The 19,863-nt window shown below is 37.9% G+C and carries 24 protein-coding genes; 2 read left to right on the forward strand and 22 right to left on the reverse strand.

Annotation, left to right across the window (positions count from 1 at the left end):
- The 3 genes from AB685_RS21010 to AB685_RS21020 form a co-directional block, all read right to left on the reverse strand.
- Positions 1 to 845 (reverse strand): DUF58 domain-containing protein (locus AB685_RS21010; RefSeq protein ID WP_047972547.1); only part of this gene is annotated, 845 nt, incomplete at its 3' end.
- Positions 842 to 1,801 carry a MoxR family ATPase gene (locus AB685_RS21015; protein WP_082153720.1) on the reverse strand — a complete coding sequence of 320 codons (960 nt, stop codon included), beginning with the start codon at positions 1,799 to 1,801 and terminating at the stop codon, positions 842 to 844. The genes AB685_RS21015 and AB685_RS21010, both read right to left, overlap by 4 nt.
- Positions 1,802 to 1,977: 176 nt before the next feature.
- The gene (locus AB685_RS21020) at positions 1,978 to 2,190 is read right to left on the reverse strand and encodes a hypothetical protein (protein ID WP_047972564.1); all 213 of its coding nucleotides are present in this window, start codon (positions 2,188 to 2,190) and stop codon (positions 1,978 to 1,980) included.
- A gap of 212 nt (positions 2,191 to 2,402) precedes the next feature.
- Between AB685_RS21020 and AB685_RS21025 the strand changes: the two genes are divergently transcribed.
- Positions 2,403 to 2,831, forward strand: coding sequence for a GNAT family N-acetyltransferase (locus AB685_RS21025; protein WP_241773353.1), 429 nt, complete (start codon positions 2,403 to 2,405; stop codon positions 2,829 to 2,831).
- 117 nt (positions 2,832 to 2,948) lie between these two features.
- Here AB685_RS21025 and AB685_RS21030 read toward each other — a convergent pair whose 3' ends face one another.
- The 11 genes from AB685_RS21030 to AB685_RS31010 all read right to left on the reverse strand — a co-directional run bounded on the left by AB685_RS21030 (position 2,949) and on the right by AB685_RS31010 (position 12,550).
- On the reverse strand, positions 2,949 to 3,518 hold the full coding sequence (locus AB685_RS21030) for a class I SAM-dependent methyltransferase (protein WP_241773354.1): 570 nt from the start codon (positions 3,516 to 3,518) through the stop codon (positions 2,949 to 2,951).
- Between the two features lie 250 nt (positions 3,519 to 3,768).
- Complete coding sequence (locus tag AB685_RS21035; protein ID WP_047972548.1) at positions 3,769 to 5,478, reverse strand: ABC transporter ATP-binding protein; 1,710 nt, start codon at positions 5,476 to 5,478, stop codon at positions 3,769 to 3,771.
- Positions 5,479 to 5,650: 172 nt separating this feature from the next.
- On the reverse strand, positions 5,651 to 6,598 hold the full coding sequence (locus AB685_RS21040; protein WP_047972549.1) for a nucleoside hydrolase: 948 nt from the start codon (positions 6,596 to 6,598) through the stop codon (positions 5,651 to 5,653).
- A 110-nt stretch (positions 6,599 to 6,708) separates the two neighbouring features.
- Complete coding sequence (locus AB685_RS21045; protein ID WP_047972550.1) at positions 6,709 to 7,542, reverse strand: 1,4-dihydroxy-6-naphthoate synthase; 834 nt, start codon at positions 7,540 to 7,542, stop codon at positions 6,709 to 6,711.
- Positions 7,542 to 8,189: a futalosine hydrolase gene (locus AB685_RS21050; RefSeq protein ID WP_047972551.1), complete on the reverse strand. Its 648-nt coding sequence runs from the start codon at positions 8,187 to 8,189 to the stop codon at positions 7,542 to 7,544. The genes AB685_RS21045 and AB685_RS21050 overlap by 1 nt, the downstream gene beginning before the upstream one ends.
- Before the next feature lie 141 nt (positions 8,190 to 8,330).
- Positions 8,331 to 9,071 (reverse strand): GTP pyrophosphokinase family protein, encoded by a 741-nt coding sequence (locus tag AB685_RS21055; protein ID WP_128755919.1) that lies wholly within the window; start codon positions 9,069 to 9,071, stop codon positions 8,331 to 8,333.
- 32 nt (positions 9,072 to 9,103) lie between these two features.
- Entirely contained in the window at positions 9,104 to 10,273 is a 1,170-nt protein-coding gene (locus AB685_RS21060; RefSeq protein ID WP_047972552.1) for a cation:proton antiporter, read from the reverse strand.
- 2 nt (positions 10,274 to 10,275) lie between these two features.
- Positions 10,276 to 10,779, reverse strand: a complete 504-nt coding sequence (locus tag AB685_RS21065; protein WP_047972553.1) for a TrkA C-terminal domain-containing protein — start codon at positions 10,777 to 10,779, stop codon at positions 10,276 to 10,278.
- A 49-nt stretch (positions 10,780 to 10,828) separates the two neighbouring features.
- Positions 10,829 to 11,275: a MarR family transcriptional regulator gene (locus AB685_RS21070; RefSeq protein WP_047972554.1), complete on the reverse strand. Its 447-nt coding sequence runs from the start codon at positions 11,273 to 11,275 to the stop codon at positions 10,829 to 10,831.
- Between the two features lie 127 nt (positions 11,276 to 11,402).
- Complete coding sequence (locus AB685_RS21075; protein WP_053073902.1) at positions 11,403 to 12,305, reverse strand: sulfurtransferase; 903 nt, start codon at positions 12,303 to 12,305, stop codon at positions 11,403 to 11,405.
- A gap of 101 nt (positions 12,306 to 12,406) precedes the next feature.
- Positions 12,407 to 12,550, reverse strand: coding sequence for a lmo0937 family membrane protein (locus tag AB685_RS31010; protein ID WP_128755920.1), 144 nt, complete (start codon positions 12,548 to 12,550; stop codon positions 12,407 to 12,409).
- 275 nt (positions 12,551 to 12,825) lie between these two features.
- Between AB685_RS31010 and AB685_RS31785 the strand changes: the two genes are divergently transcribed.
- Entirely contained in the window at positions 12,826 to 12,981 is a 156-nt protein-coding gene (locus AB685_RS31785; protein ID WP_198530559.1) for a hypothetical protein, read from the forward strand.
- Positions 12,982 to 13,096: 115 nt separating this feature from the next.
- Here AB685_RS31785 and AB685_RS21080 read toward each other — a convergent pair whose 3' ends face one another.
- From AB685_RS21080 to AB685_RS31410, 8 genes are all read right to left on the reverse strand, one after another.
- Positions 13,097 to 13,750 (reverse strand): hypothetical protein, encoded by a 654-nt coding sequence (locus tag AB685_RS21080; RefSeq protein ID WP_047972555.1) that lies wholly within the window; start codon positions 13,748 to 13,750, stop codon positions 13,097 to 13,099.
- 31 nt (positions 13,751 to 13,781) lie between these two features.
- On the reverse strand, positions 13,782 to 14,267 hold the full coding sequence (locus AB685_RS21085) for a hypothetical protein (protein ID WP_047972556.1): 486 nt from the start codon (positions 14,265 to 14,267) through the stop codon (positions 13,782 to 13,784).
- 358 nt (positions 14,268 to 14,625) lie between these two features.
- A complete protein-coding gene (locus AB685_RS21095) occupies positions 14,626 to 14,919 on the reverse strand; it encodes a DUF4176 domain-containing protein (protein ID WP_047972558.1) in 294 nt (97 codons plus the stop codon).
- Between the two features lie 33 nt (positions 14,920 to 14,952).
- Complete coding sequence (locus AB685_RS21100) at positions 14,953 to 16,449, reverse strand: LXG domain-containing protein (protein WP_047972559.1); 1,497 nt, start codon at positions 16,447 to 16,449, stop codon at positions 14,953 to 14,955.
- Positions 16,450 to 16,461: 12 nt separating this feature from the next.
- Positions 16,462 to 16,737 carry a YwqI/YxiC family protein gene (locus AB685_RS21105; protein ID WP_047972560.1) on the reverse strand — a complete coding sequence of 92 codons (276 nt, stop codon included), beginning with the start codon at positions 16,735 to 16,737 and terminating at the stop codon, positions 16,462 to 16,464.
- A gap of 12 nt (positions 16,738 to 16,749) precedes the next feature.
- Complete coding sequence (locus AB685_RS31405; protein WP_157860745.1) at positions 16,750 to 16,932, reverse strand: hypothetical protein; 183 nt, start codon at positions 16,930 to 16,932, stop codon at positions 16,750 to 16,752.
- Between the two features lie 209 nt (positions 16,933 to 17,141).
- Positions 17,142 to 17,639 carry a type VII secretion protein EssA gene (gene essA / locus AB685_RS29845; RefSeq protein ID WP_053073904.1) on the reverse strand — a complete coding sequence of 166 codons (498 nt, stop codon included), beginning with the start codon at positions 17,637 to 17,639 and terminating at the stop codon, positions 17,142 to 17,144.
- Positions 17,620 to 19,863, reverse strand: a 2,244-nt coding sequence (locus AB685_RS31410; protein ID WP_047972562.1) for an ABC transporter permease, incomplete at its 5' end; no start/stop codon positions are given. The genes essA and AB685_RS31410, both read right to left, overlap by 20 nt.

A 19,863-nucleotide genomic window follows, 5' to 3' on the forward strand; every position in this document is an offset into this window, starting at 1 on the left:
ATCGAGAATGTTACTTGAGGGTTTCTTTTTACTGCCGTCGCAATCAGGGAGGCCGCTAATTCTATAGACTGTTCAAAGGTTCTGCTGGATGCTTTATTGACATAGGGATCAAACAAAATAACTGCTCCGTCATTACGAAACGTCTCAAACTCTTTAGTCATTAATTCTGCTGTTCTAGCGGACTGTTTCCAGTTAATACTCGCTAACCGATCACCAGGAGCAWAACTACGCACCCCAGCAAGGGACCGTTCTTCATCTATTGATTGATCAGGTCTTATCCCTTCTTCAATTTGACTAGTAAGAAGACCAGGCAGCTTATCTAGCAACTTGAATCTTGGATAAACAAGAAAGGTAGAATTAGAATCTACTTTGTATTTCTTTTCAAAAATTCCAAATAAGTCACCAAATGAAAACTGCGTAGTAGATAGCTGATGTTCTCCTCTTCTCAATTGATTAATCTTGTATTTAAACCGAAGCTTATTTGTAAAAGAAAAGAAAAAAAGTGCTCGTTGATGCGAAGATGTGCCAATGCTTCTCGGAACCACGTCATACACCCTCACATAAAAAAAAGGCTGATAACGTTTCTTGTGTACTATGACTTCTACTTCAATCGATTCTCCAGATTGAAGCGTGGTTGCCGATAGTTTCCTCTTGACTTTATATCCTCTTAACGTAAACATAGCAACTACTAAGGTGAGAGCGATAATAGTTAACACACTATAAAATAGGAACCAGCTAACAAATCCCCCTTGAAACATCGCATAAGCATACGTACCCGCCACGACTACAACAAGGATTAGAAACTTAACTGCGGTTCCTACCAGCTTTAATGCTTGTCCTATCACAATGTTGCCACCTTATCACCCATTATCGGCACACGCACTTGACTTAGGACTTCTTTTATAATTGACCTAACGTCCATATTAGACATTTTTGCTTCTGAGCTTAAAATGATTCGATGTGACATCGTCCACTCTGCTAGATGTTTAACATCATCCGGAATCACGTAGTCTCTTCCTTTCAAAAGAGCATACGCTTGTGTAGCTTTCATTAAAGAAATTGATCCACGAGGGCTAACTCCAAGTTCTACAGCACCATGTTTTCTAGTAGCTTGAACGAGATTAATAATATACCCTTTTACTTGATCATCAACCATGATCGTCGCAACTTTCTTTTGGATATCTAACACCTCTTCGATCGACATAACGGATTGAATTCCATCTACAGGATGGCCATACTCAACACGCCTTAATACTTCAAGTTCTTCTTCTGCACTCGGATACCCTAATTGAATTTTCAGTAAAAAGCGATCAAGTTGAGCTTCTGGCAGTGGATAAGTCCCCGCATATTCTACTGGGTTTTGGGTAGCCATCACAAAGAAAGGCATTGGTAATTGGAGGGTATCGCCGTCTACGGTCACACTTCCTTCTTCTAGCGATTCAAGTAGAGCTGCCTGTGTTTTAGGGGATGTACGGTTAATTTCATCTGCTAGCACTACATTTGCCATAATCGGGCCTGGTCTAAATTCGAAAGCTTGCGTTTGCTGATTATATATAGATACACCTGTAACGTCAGACGGAAGAAGATCTGGCGTGAATTGAATTCGTTTAAAATCTGCTCCTAATGACCTGGCAATAGCTTTAACCATCACAGTCTTACCTACTCCTGGTACGTCCTCTAGTAATACATGGCCCCCGGCAAATAAGGCAACTAGACTCAGTTCAATCTCTTTTCGTTTACCTACAACTACACGTTCTATATTAGCGATCATTCCATCTATTTTATCGACTATTTCTTGCATGCAACTTCCTCCATTCGTTCATTTTCTCTCAGTATCTTTTTCACGTTTCCATCATATCATCTATAGGTCTAAAAGTACGTTACATTTGCTTTACCAAATTGACCCGTTTTATAGACTAATTAATGAATAAACCAAAAAAAGAAAGAGCTTTACTAAAGCTCTTTCTCCAAAAAGTATTAATAATAATACGGGTAAGGATAATATGGATAATATGGATAATATGGGTAATACGGGGAGGGATAAGGAGCATAGCCATACGGTTGATACAAGGCACTTCCTAGTAATCCACCTAATACCCCACCAACAAAAGCTCCGCCACCCCATCCTGGTCTACCGCCCCAACCAGGTCTGCCTCCCCATCCTGGGCGTCCACCCATCGGTCTTCTCATATCTTGAAATTGGTTTGAATTCACACTTGTTTCCTCCCTATTTATCAATAGCTTTAAGCCTTATTTAATTGCAAAAGGCTTTTAACTAATTCAGAAATGGTATCACTTTACGATATGCAGCACTACCTGGGTAAGTGACGAGGGACCAATAGGAAAATAGTGGTTTTTATGAGAATGAAAACAAAGTATGATAAAGGTAGGGAGGCGATATCATGGAAATTAGACCTGCAGCAGAACAAGATGCTACGTTATTAATCAACCTAATGAAGAAGCTCGATCAATCAAAAATGATGTTATTTGAACCTGGCGAACGTAAAGAGAGTATCGAACCGATTAAGTCAATGATTAATCATCTCTCTACTCAAGAGAATGCTATGCTTTTCGTCGCTGAAATGGACGGACTATTAGTAGCCTATTTAACCGTTCAAGGAGGAACAGTTAAACGAATCAAACATCGCGCATACATTACAATTGGTGTAGATGAAGAGTACCGTGGGAACGGCATTGCCACATCCTTATTTGACTCTTTATTCAAATGGGCACCAAACTACGGGATCAGCAGATTAGAACTAACTGTTATAAAGCACAACAAACCTGCTTTTGATCTTTACCGAAAAATGGGGTTCACACTTGAAGCTTGAAGGTGAAAAGGTTCACTCTCTCATGATCGAGGATAAACCCGTCAATGAATACTATTTATATAAGCTGATCTAATGTTAAACAAACGTTTAATTAACTTTTTTACTCCGTCCTCCCCATCACTTTTTGTATAATATCATCCACTCATCAACGGTGACGGACGCTACTTTCTCAGACTGGATTTCTACTTGAAAGTAATCATGAACTCTTTTAGATGCTTGAAGGATATACTGATGAACTCCGTTAACTTGAGCAGAACTCGTAGTTGTTCTCTCCACCCAACCAGGAAATCGGTACGTTTTCTTTTTTTTGAGACTGCGTACCTCTTCCATCTCCTCTCCCTTTAAGTAGGACTCCCATCTGGATACAGGTAAGCATGCAACATGGCTCTCATCCCTCATTTTTTCAAATGTATTCATAAACGTTGCTAACTCTCGGTCTTCTGGAACAACATTATCAATCATAAGAAATAGTCCACCAGGCTTTAATACTCGAGCAGCTTCAGAAATAAAATCTTTAGGCGTCGGAAAGTGGTGAGGGGCAATACGACAAGTGACCACATCAAATGTCCTGTCAAGAAAAGGTAATTTTTCTGCATCGGCAATAACAAATTTTATATTTTCAAAAGACTTTTTCAGATGTGTCGAAGTGTTCTCAAGCATTGCTTTTGTTAAATCGGTTCCAAACACTTCGTTTACATGAAGAGCAAGCGCTTTAGCTACATGTCCTCCCCCTTAGCATGGGATTTACTTGAGACATACTTAGAAGTATTTGCCCCAAATTGCTTCATTACTTTTTCTTTTTCTTCATTCATATTATCGCTCCCTTTCCTTCTATTTGTCCTATTACAAATCATTCATCAAAAAGTTCTTATTTCCTCTTAATACAGTTAAAGCCCCTGCTATTTCAATTAAAATAGCAGGGGCTATTAAAAGGAAATTACCCAAATTGTGCATAGTGGAGACGACTGTAAATACCATTAGACTCAATCAGGTCTTGATGTCGCCCTTGTTCTGCAATTCCGTCTTTGGTTACTACTAGGATTCGATCAGCATTTTTTATCGTAGCAAGGCGATGGGCTATTACTAGCGTAGTTCTACCTTTTGAGAGTTCCGCTAATGAAGCTTGAATTGCTCTTTCAGTTTCTGTATCAAGAGCAGATGTGGCTTCATCTAGAATTAAAATAGGGGGGTTCTTTAAAAACATCCGGGCTATAGCTAGTCTTTGCTTTTGTCCACCTGATAGTTTAACCCCTCGCTCACCAATGATTGTATCTAATCCATTAGGTTGCGTTCGTACAAATTCATCAAGCTGGGCTTTTTTTGCTGCATTTAGGATTTCATCAYCTGTTGCATTTAATTTTCCATAAGATATATTTTCACGGATAGATCCAGAGAATAAAAAAACATCTTGTTGCACAATACCAATTTGACTGCGCAATGATTCTAGCGTTATCTCTCTTGTATCAATCCCATCAATGCATATACTTCCTTTATCTAGCTCATAAAAACGTGGAAGTAAACTGCAAAGAGTTGTTTTTCCAGCACCTGATGGCCCAACAAAAGCAACTGTTTCTCCCGAACGAATGGATAAGTCTATCTGATTCAGCACCCTTTCCATTCCTTCATACCTAAAAGAAACACCTTTGTAATCAATATCACCTTTTAGACTATAATGCATTGCATTTGGAGCATCTGAAATATCTGGTTCGGTGTCTAATATTTCAACGTACCTCTTAAACCCAGCAATCCCTTTTGGATAACTTTCTATAACAGCATTTATTTTCTGAATTGGTCCAATTAAAACATTCGATAATAAAATGAAGGCTACGAATTCACCGTATGTAAGACTTCCATTTATAACAAACCATGTTCCAAATGCGAGGGTAAATAATGTTACTAATCGCATAAGCACATAGTTAGCTGTAATATTTTGCGCCATAATCTTGTATGAAGATAATTTTGTTTTACGATAGTTAGCATTATTTTCAGCAAATTGACGTTGTTCAAATTTTTCATTGGCAAACGCTTGTACCACCCGTATTCCACCGATACTATCTTCAACTCGAGCATTAATGTCTGCTACATCATTAAACATTCTGCGGAAGGTATGAATCATTTTTTTGTTAAAATGTATAGCTAAAGCCATAAGTAAAGGTATAACTAGAAAAGAAAGAATAGCCAGTTTCCAATTTATCGTGAGCATAATGATAAACGCACCCGTTAAAGTCATGAGTGCCACAAAAATATCTTCAGGACCATGATGAGCGACTTCCCCAATCTCTTCAAGATCCTTTGTTAATCTTGAAATGGAATGGCCAGTCTTATTGTTGTCATAGTACCCGAACGATAGCTTTTGCATATGTTCAAAAAGCTTTCCTCGCATATCTGTTTCAATATTAATTCCAAGCATATGTCCCCAATAGGTAACAACAAAATGCAGACCTGTATTTAATAAATAAATTGCTAATAGACCTACACATGCCCATAAAATAATTGTCCAATTCCCTTCAGGAAGCAAACGATCTATAACCTGGTTTACCGCCAAAGGAAATGCAAGTTCTAGCAAGCCTACAAGAACGGCACACGAAAAATCTAATATAAACAACCATTTATATGGCTTGTAATAGGAAAAAAACCGTTTCAACACCTTTTTTCACATCTCCCTAAATCAAAAACAAATAAAAGGAACTTCCTAATGCATTCTTTAAGATCTGTTTTCGAACCTAATTGATAATGATAATCAATTATAGTTGAGATTGAGAAATGTTGCAATAGCCTAATATAAAAAAAGCATAAGGAATACCTAATGCTAAACCAAATTACAGTTGCATCTTCATCGTTTCAACAAAGATCGTAATATACTCTTCATATCTAAAATCTAATGCTATATGTGCTCCTCGGTGCGTTTCTTCTTCCTCCTCCGCCGAAAGCGGTCTGAAGTCTGCTACGCTTAAGCCCTTTACACTCTCATTATCTACAACGGTCACCTCTCGCTGAACAAAATCAAATAACTCAGGATTTGTAAGAGCTACGAGTGTTACCACATCATGAAATGGAGCCCCGTCTATTCCTGGTACTAGTTCCGCGTAAGCATCCGCATAGTAATCAAAAATTGGTCGTATTAATGGTGTAAAAGCATTGTATTCTTGATCTGTAATCGACGAGATAACATCTTCTGTTAACACCGCATAATTGGTCACATTTAATGGAACAATCGTTAAATTCTCTGCACGGGTCGATACAACATTAGCAGCAATTGGATCCCCGTAGAAATTAGCTTCAGCAAGAGGAGTTACATTTCCAGGCACAAGAAAGGCTCCGCCCATTACATAATAAGCTTTTATTTTATCCATCACGTCCTCACCTAAAATAAAAGCAGAGGCTAAAGAAGTTTGCCTGCCAACATCTACAATAACAAGCTCTCCTTCATACTCATCAATAATCTTGAACACACGTGAAAAGTTCTCTAGAGTTCCACTAATAGTATCAGGAGGCCTGATCGGCCCCAATCCTTCTTCTCCATGAATTTCAGGATAATACACAGCAGGTTCCCCGGATAAAGGAAACGAAGCAGCGCCTATTAAAGGAATATCCGTCCTACCTGCTAATTCAAGTAAATAAGCTGCATTATTTGTAGCCTGTTCTTTATCAACATTTCCATAACTTGAAACTATCCCTACTATATCAATATTAGAATGTAATAAAGCAAACATAATCGCAACTGAATCATCGATGCCTGGGTCACAAAATAAAAGTACTTTCTCCATGTGATCACCTCTTCTACATATATATTCACTTGGAGGCTTTTCAGTCCGAGAAAAGATGGATCGCTCTACTGCAAAAAGAGAACAAGCCTAATGGCGTGTTCTCTTCATAGTCATTTTCGTAATAAACTTAAATCAAATTCCGGAACAAGTCCCTCCGCCCCAGCTCGTCCAAGTAAACTAGCGACAGCTGCCATTCCACCTTCCCCAAGATCAGCAGTAAATGAGTTAACATACAGATCAATATGGGATTTTGCGACCTCTGGAGAAAGTTCTTGAGCGTGTTGCATCACATAATCGACTGAAGCTTCTGGATTTGCCCAAGCATATTCTACCGAGGCTCTTATCCAACTTGTGATTTCTTCCTTATTTAGTGAACGATGAGCGATGATGGCACCAAGTGGGATCGGTAATTGTGTATCTTCTTCCCACCAGTTTCCAAGGTCGACTAACATATTCAAATGAAATTCTTGATAAGTAAATCTTGCTTCATGGATGACCAGACCGGTATCGATTTTCCCATCACGAACTGCAGGCATAATCTCGTGAAAAGGCATCACAACAATCTCTCCCACACCTCCAGGAACCATGGCGGCTGCCCATAGCCTAAACAGTAAATAGGCAGTTGAACGTTCGCTAGGAACCGCAACTCTTTTTCCCGTCAAATGAGAAGGCGACTGATCTTTACTATTGGTCAGTAAGAGCGGGCCACATCCCCGACCTAGAGCTCCCCCACATGGTATAAGAGCATATTCTTCCAACACATACGGCAAAGCTGCATAAGATATTTTCTGAATCGCTGGTCCCTTACCCTCTGCTGCCCAATAGTTCGTCTTATCAATATCAGCATAGGTAACGTCCAGCTTTGGAACATTTGGAATTAAACCATGTACAGCGGCATGAAAAACAAACGTATCGTTCGGGCAAGGAGAAAATGCAATTTCCATTATAAAACCTCCGAAATTATTTTACTTGCTTCTTCTAATTCAATTAATGCTTCTTTTATTTTCCATGATTCACGGTCTCTTGGTCCGATTCCATTAGAAATAGATCTTATCTCAAGAACCGGAACCCCACATTTTAAGGCTGCAGTGGCAACTCCAAATCCCTCCATGCCCTCTGCTACAGCATCAGGATACCTCTTCATTAATTGGTCAGTTGTTTCTTGCGTGCCTGTTACTTTGGAGAGAGTTAGAATTTGACCTGCAGCCACTTTTCGATTCGCTTGTTTAAAAGCTGAGATGATCGTCTCTTTTGCAGCCTCGTCTACCTTCACTCCTGTGACACCTAGGCCAAGCTGATCTAAAGGTAAGAAGCCCTCATCCGTTTCAGTACCTAGATCGGCACAGATAATCTCATTAGCTACTACTAACGAACCCACATCTGCGCGTCCAACAAACCCTCCAGCTATACCGGCATTAATGACTAATTGATAGGGCTGATTTGTTAGAGTAATGGCTGTTGTTGTTGCAGCCGCAGCTACTCCGACACCAGCCACTACTACATTAAACGTTTCATTATCCTTCCCAATACCTCGCAATACCGCTTCTTTTTCAGCTTCTACTGAAACAACGATTAATACCCGATTAACCATTTCCCTTATTCCCCCTCGCCCTATACAAACTTCATTATCTTCAGTTTAATGATTCTTTGTGAAACTGGCTAGCAGTCTGTATTATATTTAATAGTAATACTAAAGAAAAAACGCCTAGAAGTATAGGCGTTTTTTCCTTCATTATCCATTCGACTCCGATATAGCCTTCATTAATAAATATGGCAACTTAAATGTTTGACTATCAAGAATGAATGTCTGCTGATCTTTATTGTCTTCTTTTTTACAATGATTAACTTCCTCGTGAATTCTTTCCATTTTCAGGTCGAGCTCAGCAGCTACATCAGCAGCTTCTTTTAATTCTTGAAGTAAATGTTCTGGCACTGTTTTTTTATACTTATAGTAAATCTTATGCTCTAGACTTGCCCAGAAATCCATCGCCACAGTACGTATTTGAATTTCTACTTTCACATTTTCTTCTCGATCAGACATAAAAACCGGAATTTCTAGAATGAGATGCAGACTCTGGTACCCATTAGGTTTTGCATTCTTAATATAATCCTTACATTCAATTACTGTAATATCTTTTTGTTGCTGGAGCATATCACTAATCTTATAAATATCTGATATGAATGAACAACTAATACGGATTCCTGCAATATCATGTATGTTTTCTTTAATACTGTCTAAAGAAATAGGCAGTTGTTTCTTTTGAACCTTTTTAAAAATACTCTGCGGTGTTTTAATTCGAGATTTTGTATGCTCAATAGGATTATAAGAATGAATATACTTAAATTCCTCTTGTAAAATATTAATCTTTGTATTCATTTCATCTAAAGCAAATTTATACATCATCATAAATCTTGTAAGCTCTTGTTTAACAGCTTTTAATTGCTCCACATTCATACTCATTTGTTGAGTCAACTTAATCTACTCCTTATAAACTGATAGATGATTTATAACGATCCCATTTGTTTTACAGCAGGCTTAGTCTTGGTACCATATATTTTGTTTACAATAGCTGGCGCTTTTTGAAAGAGCAAAATCCCAATCATAGCTGATGTGAGTATAAAGACACTACTAAGTGCTTTTATAGATCCGACCGCCAAGCTTGCTATAATAATGGAAAACTCACCTCGTTGAGTTAAAGAAAGGCCAGCACGCATTGACATTTTCTTCGATAACCCGTACCACTTACCCCCCAAAAACCCAACAATAATTTTAGCTATAATTGACCACAGCAACACTAATATAAGCAAAGTAACCATTGGTACACCTTCACTGAAACTAATCGTTGTACCAAAGTACAGGAAAAATAACGGCATTAATAAATCTCTAAATCGTACGACCATTAATTCCAACTCATGCGTTCGTTTCACYTCTGCAAGCATGATTCCAGCCAGGAACGCTCCTAACACTTCTGATAGGTCTAAATACAAAGCAAGCCCCCCGTACGTCAACGCAAGACCAATGACAAACAAAATAAAAAGATCATTTTTCATATGCCGATCGAAGAAAGGACCAAGCTTCTTAAAGAGAAATGTGCCAAGGATTATAGCACCAGCTACTAAAGCTACTACTTTAATAACCAATACCGACATAGAACCTGCAGTTAGTGCCATTCCCGCAGTTAAACCAACAAGAACAGCTACTAAAATAGGAGCAACTAAATCCTCAAATATTAAYAACCCTAGCATAAATTCTGATTCAGGATTCGCCATCCTCTTTGAGCTCTCAAGCATTTTTGCTGTAATGGAGGAACTTGTTGCATAAGCTACCCCACCAATAATGAGTGAAGCAAGGAGATCAAGCCCCATAACTAAACAAATCGCGGTCGTCACACCAAAGCTTAAAACTACATCTAATATTCCAGCTCTTAGAACCCTCTTTGCTATGGATAAAAGTTGCTTTATCGGAAATTCCATTCCTAACATAAAAAATAATAAGACGATCCCAACCTCGCCACTAAAATGGAGAAGGTGAGACCCGGTTAGCATTCCACCTACAACGATTCCAAGTAATATAAAGATAACTACATCTGGAATCTTTATCTTTATCCCAATAAATCCAGTAATAAACAAAAGTAAAAGAATAAGACCTGCAGAAAGTAGTTCAGGAATCACCATTATTACTGAATCTCCTTACACKAACAAATCTCTTCAAACTTTTGAACCGCATTGCGCTTTCCTACTACCWTGAGCGTATCCCCTTTTTCTAAGATAAGAGTCGGTTCTGGATCTACTAGCATTTCTTCATTCTTAAATACACCAACAATGGAGATACCCTTCGGTTTCATTTTATCTATTTGAGCCATATTTTTACGAATGATTGGTGATTTTTGTGTGATATCAAGCCACTCGACGACTACTTGCTTTCTGATCAACTTAATTCGATCAATTTTTTCTGTATCAGCTGGGTTCAACACCGCCCCTAGTAACTGTGCTCCCATTTGTTTTGTTTCTTCGGAAGATAAAGTAAGTGAGAAGCTTACCTCATCATCATCTTCATCATTAAAGAAATACAGCTCTCTTTTACCTGTATGGTGAATAACTAACACAATCATCGAACCTTCACTTGTAACAAATGATATCTTCTTCCCAACACCTGGTAGGTCTCCACTTGTAATCTTCATTGTTGCTCTCCTTTTTGAGTGTAAATTTAATTTCGTTTTAAAATGTAAACTATTTTTCCGAATCGACTATGATTGTTGTTAGTTTTTCTAAGAGATTAGTGAGCTGCTCAATTTCTTGATCCGTCATCTGTGAAACGTACTTTTCCATAATCGTATTTCGTTTTTCCTTTGACGTTTTCAATGCCAACTTACCGGAGTCTGAAATACGTAGATAAACCACTCTGCGATCCTGTTCATCACGTTCTCTTATCACAAAATCATTTTTGGATAAACGATCAATCATAGCTGTAATTGCGCTTGGTTTAACTTGAAGCTCTTCTGCTAAATGAGAAGATGTAATCTTTCCAAGTTGATCAATCGTATTTAATACAAAGAACTGCTCACCTGTTAAGTTATGTTCTAATTTCTCATAYACTTTAGGTCCAATCGTTTTCATCGTTTTATAAAATGCTTTATCTAGCCTTGTATAATGTTGATACAATTCATCCTTATTCATAAACATCTCCAGTCATTTATTTCACCTAGTTAAATATTTACTTCACGTAGTTAAATATATATCTAATGAAGTATTTTGTCAAAGAAAAAAGCAGCTCTAAAGTTAAATTAGGAGCTGCTCTCATGCTTTATTCCTCACTCAGGTTTGTAATCGGTGTATGAGGATCATTTCCCCATTCGTGCCAAGACCCMTCATACATTCTTAGATGATCAAATCCCATAAGTCTTAATGTAAAGTACATATGAGATGCCCGGTTGGCTTTTTGACAATAGATGATGACTTGCTTATCTTTTGTGACACCTGCTTGAAGAAGCATCTGCTCAATGTCACCACTCATTTTGAAAAAAGGTACCCCGTCTTTTAAAACCTCTTTCCACTCTATATTTACAGCTGTTGGTATATGTCCACCCCTTTTAGCACGAACATCTTCACCTTTATATTCTGCTCTTGAGCGAACATCCAAAATGACTTTATTAGGGTTATCTATTGCTGATTTAACGTACTCTTTTTCTACTTCTATATACGGAGAAGTCTTCGCTTTAAAATCACTTGTTTTCACTTCGGGAGCAGTTGTGGATTGCTCTCCTCCAGCTGCTTTCCATGCTGTATAGCCACCATCTAACACTCTTACGTTATTATGACCATAAAGCTCTAATGCATAGAAAAGTCTAGTGGCGGCTGTATCTAAGCCATCATCATAAATCACTAATTCATCTTCATTTTTTACGCCTAACTCTCTCATCAGTTCTTCAAAAGGTTGCTCCCGAATTAAATATCCCTCGACAGGATGTGTTGAATCAACTAATGTTCTCGTATTAAATGAAACCGCCCCGGGGATGTGTCCTTCTTCATAACCATCATTCCGTGTATCTATAATCATAATGTTTGGATCGCTCAACCTCTCTGCTAGTTCCTCTACACCTATAAGTAAATGTTGATTAGGATACGTCACTTCACTAGCACTCCCTTCCATCGTTAAACTTGTAGACTGGATGAAGAACACGATAATTAAAAATAGAAACGTCCTCATTACGTCACTCACTCCATGAACCGTTTATTGCTCTTATTATGGCCCAAGAAATAAAATCTATGAAAAAAAGCAAGCGTCCTAAGCTAGAACGCTTGCTACATTTAGGCTCTTCTGCCTGTTAAGAGTTGAATAACAAAAACGACTAATGCGACAACTAAAAGTAAGTGGATTAATCCACCTCCGATTTCWAGAGAAAATCCGAGTAACCATAATACAAATAATACAATTAATACCGTCCATAACATAACTACTTCACACCTTTCTTTAACATTTTTAACGATGTTTGGCCTGTGCTTATTAAATGCCCGTAAAATGGCTATATGAAACCTCCCTCTAGCAAATAAGTTAAATAGCACTGAGCTTCCAATCAGCCACTTCTATATAAATGAAACCTTCTAACTAGTTACGGAATGGCGTAATTTGGGTATGTGATATGCTCCCTTCTTACTCATGTTTTAAAGACTCCTTTTACGGATATATAGGTGATAAGACAAACAACATTGATAAGGAGGCGATTACTATGAAAAAAGATGTAGATGTGGAAGAACGACATGTCGAGAAAAAGCAGGACTCAAGTAGAGTAGCCTCTACATTCATTAAATATTTTGCATACATCATTATCTTTTTTGGCTTCTTATGGTTCCTAGTTCAATATGTATTTCCGATGTTTCAGTAATTAACTTTTTTATCAAATAGTTTTTGCCCTTTTCTTATACAATACTAAAAACAGATCCTGCATGAGTGAGGTGACTCATGCAGGGTCTGTTTTTGGTATAGAGACAGAGACGAATTCAATTAAAGGAAAAGGCTATATTAATACCMTTCGCTTCTTCTGCCTCTATTTTGATTCGATAGGTGCCTTCTTCTTGTTCAATGACCATCTCGCCTGAATGATCGGCAAGCACCTCTTCACTCCAAACAGTCTCTCCATCATTACGTTCTACAAACAAAACAAATGAACCTTCCTTTACTGAGGCGTCATAAGGTAGAGCGACTAAATCATTAGTGGCTCCCTCTAGATTAAACGATTCAACTTCATAGAAGCCCTTTAGTGAACCAATAGACAGTTCGACTTGACCGTTAACATTTGTTTGGTAGACATTCGTAACAACATTACTTGAAAAAATAAATAGAAGGATAGGAACCATCATCATAAAAACGGCAATAACACTCCCTATCACAACCCATTTCTTTTTTAATAGTGGTGTACCACTTTCTGCATCAAAGATAGATTGATAGATAAACGTATTCAGTTTATAAACCAAGCGAAACAAAAAAGGGAATAGAAGTAGAGGTATGATAAAAAACCACTCTCCCGTCACCACTATCAAAAAGATCATCATTATAAGACCAACAAAATAAAAAGTGATCACAAACCAATAAAAAAAGAGAAAAAGTTTACTTTCACGATACGGCTCACCAAAGAGTAAGGAAATGATATTCATTTAACACCTCGTTTACAATTTAAAGGGGTTATTAATCTTCTGTATGATATTCAACATTATATTCTTCAGATAGTTCTTCCATTCTCACTTGAAATTCATTAATTAACTCAGAGCCTTCTTCACGCAATTTATTCGATTCATCAATAAGCTGCTCATTTCCTTGCTCTCCACCTTCTACWGCCTTGTAAAATGATTCTAGTTGAAGGTTAGCTCCTTCTACATATACATCATGGATTTCACTTAACTCTTCAAGATTAGGATTAAGCTCCTCAAGCCCCTCCACAAATTGCTCATATTTAGGAATGACTTCACTCGTCATTGCATCAACAAATGTTTGATCATCTGTGAAGTTTTGCCCTGTTACACTAATAAAAGTGCTAATCGCTTCATCTTCAAGTTCTCCTAATGAGTTTAAGCCTTCATTCACATAATTAATAATTTCATCTTGATTCGCATTCGAACATGCTACTAATAGTGTGCTTGTTAAAAATAATAATAACATCAGTTTCTTTTTCATATTGTAACGTACTCCTTCTTATACTTAATTAGATTGATTATCTCTACCTAAATAATGTTCTTTAAATCTTACATACACCTTATTTCTAATAAACATGGCCACAAGCAATATAGGAATTGTCACAACTAGGCCTAGGAGAACATAAAACCCATAAATAAAGGACRGTACGATATAGGTGATCGATATAGCAATTAATAAGCTAAACAAGAACAAGAAAAAAGCATTAAAGTATACCAAGGAAAAGTATTTTGACTTTTCCTTTTTTCCACTGACGTTCTTTATTTCACTCCAATAGTATTTGATATCGTGCATTGAACTTTTGATGGTATTTATTAGCGTATTCATCATACTTCACCCTTTAATCAAATACTGTTTTTAAGCGCTCTCTTAATTCAACTTCACCTTCAGTCTCAAGACCTTTAAATACTACTTCCTTAATATGCTCATGGTTAAAAAAGACATTAGTTTCGTTTGAAATATGACCTTGAGGATAAGGACAAGCTACATAATCCCAAATTTTTTCTTCTTTAAGCTGCTCTTGTTTTCTACCATATACCATCACCGCTTGGTCTAAAGAGTTTACTAGCACAACTGACCCGATTGGTAACAATTCTTCTTCTTTGCGTAATGTTAATGAGTTGATTATTTCCATGACTTTACCTCTCCTCTGCGTAATTTATCACTATTAATCTTTATCTTTAGCGTCATTTTCAAAGGCAAGTCCAATTCTAACCCCAAAGATAGCCCGAAGATYTAGAATATTCTCTTTTCCTATTTTAACTTCTCCACCAATACTTCCAGCAGAACCACCAAAAATAAACTTTGCATTAATATCTGTAAAAGGAATTGGAACAATCCCTGCTGCTTCTGCTTCAGCCCATGCTGCTTTAGCTGCAACACTTGCAGAAGCATTCTCTACCCCAGCTGCAACCTTTGCTGTTCCGATGTCTGCCCTGCCTTCGACACCAAGCCTAGCTAAAATTGGTACTTCATCATCAACCTGAACTCTCACATTATGGTTTAATAATGACACTTGAGCTTTTGCCATTGGTAAGATTGAATCTCCACCGACCGTTGCCTTTACATCAACATTTCCAATACCTTGACTAGCTGTTCCGTCAACTACATTGGTATCTAAATCTACACCTGAATATATTCCAGATAATTTTGACTGGCCTCCCAATTGAAACTTTGGATCATCAAAAGCGTCTGAGAGTCCATTCCAATTGTGACCATAATGACCAGCGCCAGCACTAGCTGAAAAGCCTTTATCATAATTTACTGTAGTTCCCACTAGGTACTTCTTCTCTTCCTCGTGGTCATTTATAATTTTGCATTGTTTATTTTCAATTGTTTGATAGTGAGTCGGCAGCATACTTTGAGCGAACATCTCATTCGAGCGACTTGCTAGGTAGGTTGACAGCAAATTACCTTGATAAGGCATCACAGTCTGACTTCCTCTATATTCATACGGAAAATATAAATGGCCTGATGTGAATTCTTCAGTGGACTTTGTTTCTAAGTTGGATTGAAGTACAGAATAGGAAAAGCTTCCTTTCAATTCGTTCACCTTAGATTGTAGAGTCATGCTTCGATTCGAAAAGACCTTCTCAGCGTTCGTAATGTAGTTTAACATCATTGTTACGTCGCTTTCTAGTGATTGCAGAGAGCTTTGTTGTTGGGCATCAAATTCGTATAGATTCTCGACAGTTTTTCGAGCCTCTTGATTGGCCATTGTTACATAATTAAGAACTTCATCATCGATTACTCTCGGTAAAAAGACGATATCTTGAACTTTTCCCATTTCTAGATTTGCACTATTCGTAATGGAAATTGTAGTTGCCTTCACTTTCTCTAGCCCTTGATATACTTCTTGCTCAATAAAGCTTTCCTCAATAAAACCATTTTTAGCAGGTTCAACTCCATCAAGTGAGCCTTTAATTTGATGGAGAGTTGTTTCATATTGATTAGTAAATAACTCAAAATAAGTGAGCAAAGGAAGGTGACAATCCCTATAAAAAGAACGAATAGCCTCTCCTCCTTCTCCTTTGAGGGAATCTTCTCTAGCGATTAAGCTTTTTATACTCGTTTCCACTTGCTTAAACTTCTCCTGCTGTGAATCTAAGTTTGAAAGGGTTTCTTCTATTGCGTCCTGTAAACTATTCACATCAAGTGTTTTCATCGCTATCCCCTTCTATTTTGTCATAATTTGAGAGCTCACTTGCTGATCTGCTTCTTTCATTGTTTCTAGAGCTTGACGCGTATCTTGTTCATTCTTCAATAAAAGTGCCTGATATGCTTCAACCATCTGATTCATTTGCTGGTTTAATTGATTCATCCGATCGACTACATCAAGTACATTATTAGCACCTACTGCTGTCGGCATCGAAGGGTCAAGCGCTTGAATTGTATTTTGCAACTTTGCTAATCCTTGTTCGACATCAGCATATAAAATTTTAATTTCGCTCATTTATGTCCCTCCTTAACGTGCTACCATTGCTGCTTTTGCGGCGATGATAGATTGTTGAAGTGAAATAATCTCTTGCTCGGTCTGTGAAATCTTTGATGAGAGAGTTTGAAGAGAGGTTTCGAGCTGACTTCCTGGAAGTTCCCGATAACTTGATACAAGGCCGCCTTCACGTAGGTTTTCAAAACGATCTGCCAAACTCCCTGACCATGTTACAGGAGACAAACTAGGACTCTTGCATAAGTGTTCATTGCTGTAGAAGTCTTCTCTACAACTTATTAATTCATTTCGGCACGCCCTAAGCCTTGCTAATTCGTCTTGCTTTTGACGTAACCTCAAATATAAACCCGTCAATGGCATAACCCTTCACCTTCTTTTCATTCAGGATAAGTAACTTCAGTATCTTTTTATAATTGATCGTATTTAGTCGGCTTTCTTATTACTTTAGGAATGACCACAATCATAAGAATGGCAATGATCAATATAACGCTTATTATTAGGAGTGTACTCACTTGTATAAAACCATTAGTTGGTTCTGCTTGTTCGCTCCYATTAACCAGAATTGATTTTTCGCCTCCACTAAACAATTGTAGCTGTTCTGCCTTCGTTGCAATGGTATTGGTATCTATATTTGATTGTAAAAAGAGTTGGTCGTAAACATCAGTGAAGTAACTTAGTTCTCTTTGATTAAACGTCAACACTCGTTGTTCCTCAGGAATTGCTTGACGTATTCTTTGCTCATCTTCCCTGTAGTAATTAAGGTCTACATTAATATGTCTCTCTTTATATTGTTGTGGTTCAGCTATCTTCGCTTCTTCCCCCAAGACGATTGACGGAAGAAGCATAGCCATAAAACATAATGAGAGGGTTAGAGTGAGCTCTCTATTAACCTTCATAACTTTCATCAAGATCAACCTCTTCTTTTTTAGAACGACGAATTCTAATTAAGTAAGGAATAGCCACTACAATCAGGCTTAACATAGCTGTTATTAATACCGCTGGGATAAACAATGATTGATCTCCAAACTGAATCGACATATACACTTGAGAAATCGGGTGACTCATGCTAAAGTTCGGCATCACTAGATCCAGTAGCGGGGTTACAAAGAATAACATCAGCCCAACAATAACTAATCCTCCTGCAATAAGACCAAAGGTTAACCCTAGATGAACAAGTCCCGATGCTGCGATTAAGAATAGAATCGTTACAACCGTCCACTGGAATGATTGCATATCATTCATTGGATAGATGTTTAGCCCGTAAATGCTAATAATTAATCCAACTGCTAAGTTCAATAAAACAAACATTGTAATGTTTAACATAGTCGGAACATTAGAGAAGTAATGAACAAAAATCCCAATCACTAATGCTGAGATTAATATAATAATTAACATCACAACAGGAGGTGTATGGTTAACTCTCTCTTCAGGAGCTTCACCACTGATCTGAACCGGGTTAGATAAGTGATCATATACATAAGGATTAGGCTGTCCATCCACCACTGCATTTCGTAGAATACTGTAAATATCATCTTGAACAAGTTGAGTGGCTTCAACATTGGTTGCCCAATTATTATTTAGCTCATTAGCTCGACTTTGTACAGAGCCTACCTTTTCATACAGTTCATCCGTATATTCATTAACATAACCAGACCGGTCAGAAAGCGAGCTTACTAAGTTCGATACCTGCTGAATGTTCGTTCTTGCTTCTTGTTGAGAAGAAATAATGATTTCCCCGTCCATCCCTTCAATTGGCGGATTCTCTACTTCTGGTGTAGTTGTTCCATCTCTTAGTGCGTTTGTTATTTGAGTAGCATTGCCCTCTATTTCTTGTAGTTCGGCTACAATGAGCTCTTGCTCTTGTTGAACAGTTTCCTCGTACTCATCAATAAATGTATAAACACTTTCAACAAAGCTCTCAAAATCTCTTTCAAGAAGATCCAAGTTCTCTCTTGATTGATCTAAGCCTGTTTGGAGATCACTAACTCCTCCTTCAATCTCTTCAAAGGTTTCTTCAACAGCTGTTCTATTCTCATGATTTTGTAAAATATCTGAGATGACTTCCTCTTCAAGTTGAGAGGATTGATTAGCTCGTTCACGATAAGCAGAAAGATACGAATAATATGTAAGTAACTGTTCCATATCGCGACTGCCTATAGTCGATTCAAAATATGGAGCAAGCCTTTGTTTACGACTACCTGTTAAATAATCTGCTGCTAAAATTTGCAACTCCGTTTCCTTGATTTTCGCTCTTACCACCTCATCTACTGGTGTTCCAGTTGGCGGTGCTGTTCCTGGATTGTTTTCAAGCTCTTCTATTAGTWCTTGAAGAACTCTCTCCCAGTCTTCTTGGATAGAAGCCTGTTCATTTAACATAGCCTCTACTCTCTCAACTTCTTCTTCAAGRGCATTTGCTGCTGCTCTTAACTCCTCTATTCTTGAATTTCCATTACCTTCTGACCCTGATTCTTCTTCCGTTTCTTCAGCTTCTTCTAAGTCTTCCGTCTGTTCCTCTTCATCTTCTACTTGTGCTACTACGTTTTCTTCACGTGGTACCGCTTCGATGATTACCTTCAGTTGAGCAAGCTGTGCCTTTAATTCATTTAGAGCATCAGCTGTTACAAGCTCTCCGGTGGGTAGCTCAACCTCAACTTTAGGTGACGAATTATCCTCATCTTCTCCTTCTTCCTCAGGCACTTGATTTGCTAATTCATTACGGAGAGGAAGCATGGAGGCTTCTAGCTGATTAAAAGACTGACTAGCACGTACATTTCGAAATTCACTCAACATGTCTCGTTGGGTAGATTGAATTTGGCTTGCTAAACCATCAACCGTTTCTTGTCCAGCAGATCCTCTTAAGTTAGTCAGGAGTGAACGATTCGTATCGAGGGACCCTTCGACTACCGAGAGACTGTTAGAGAAATCCACCCCATCATTCATAAATGTAGGTCTTGGATTTTCTCGTATTCTCACAACTGTATCGAATCCTCCTCTCATACTAGATTCATAGGTTGTTAGACCTTCTTCAAGTAACTGCTGATTCTCAAGACTAGTGGTCAAGAGTAATTCCTTTTGCTGTTCTTGATATTCTCTATATGACTGAACATTTTCCAGAAAAGAGGCTAGTTG

This window comes from Bacillus sp. LL01 (assembly GCF_001037965.1).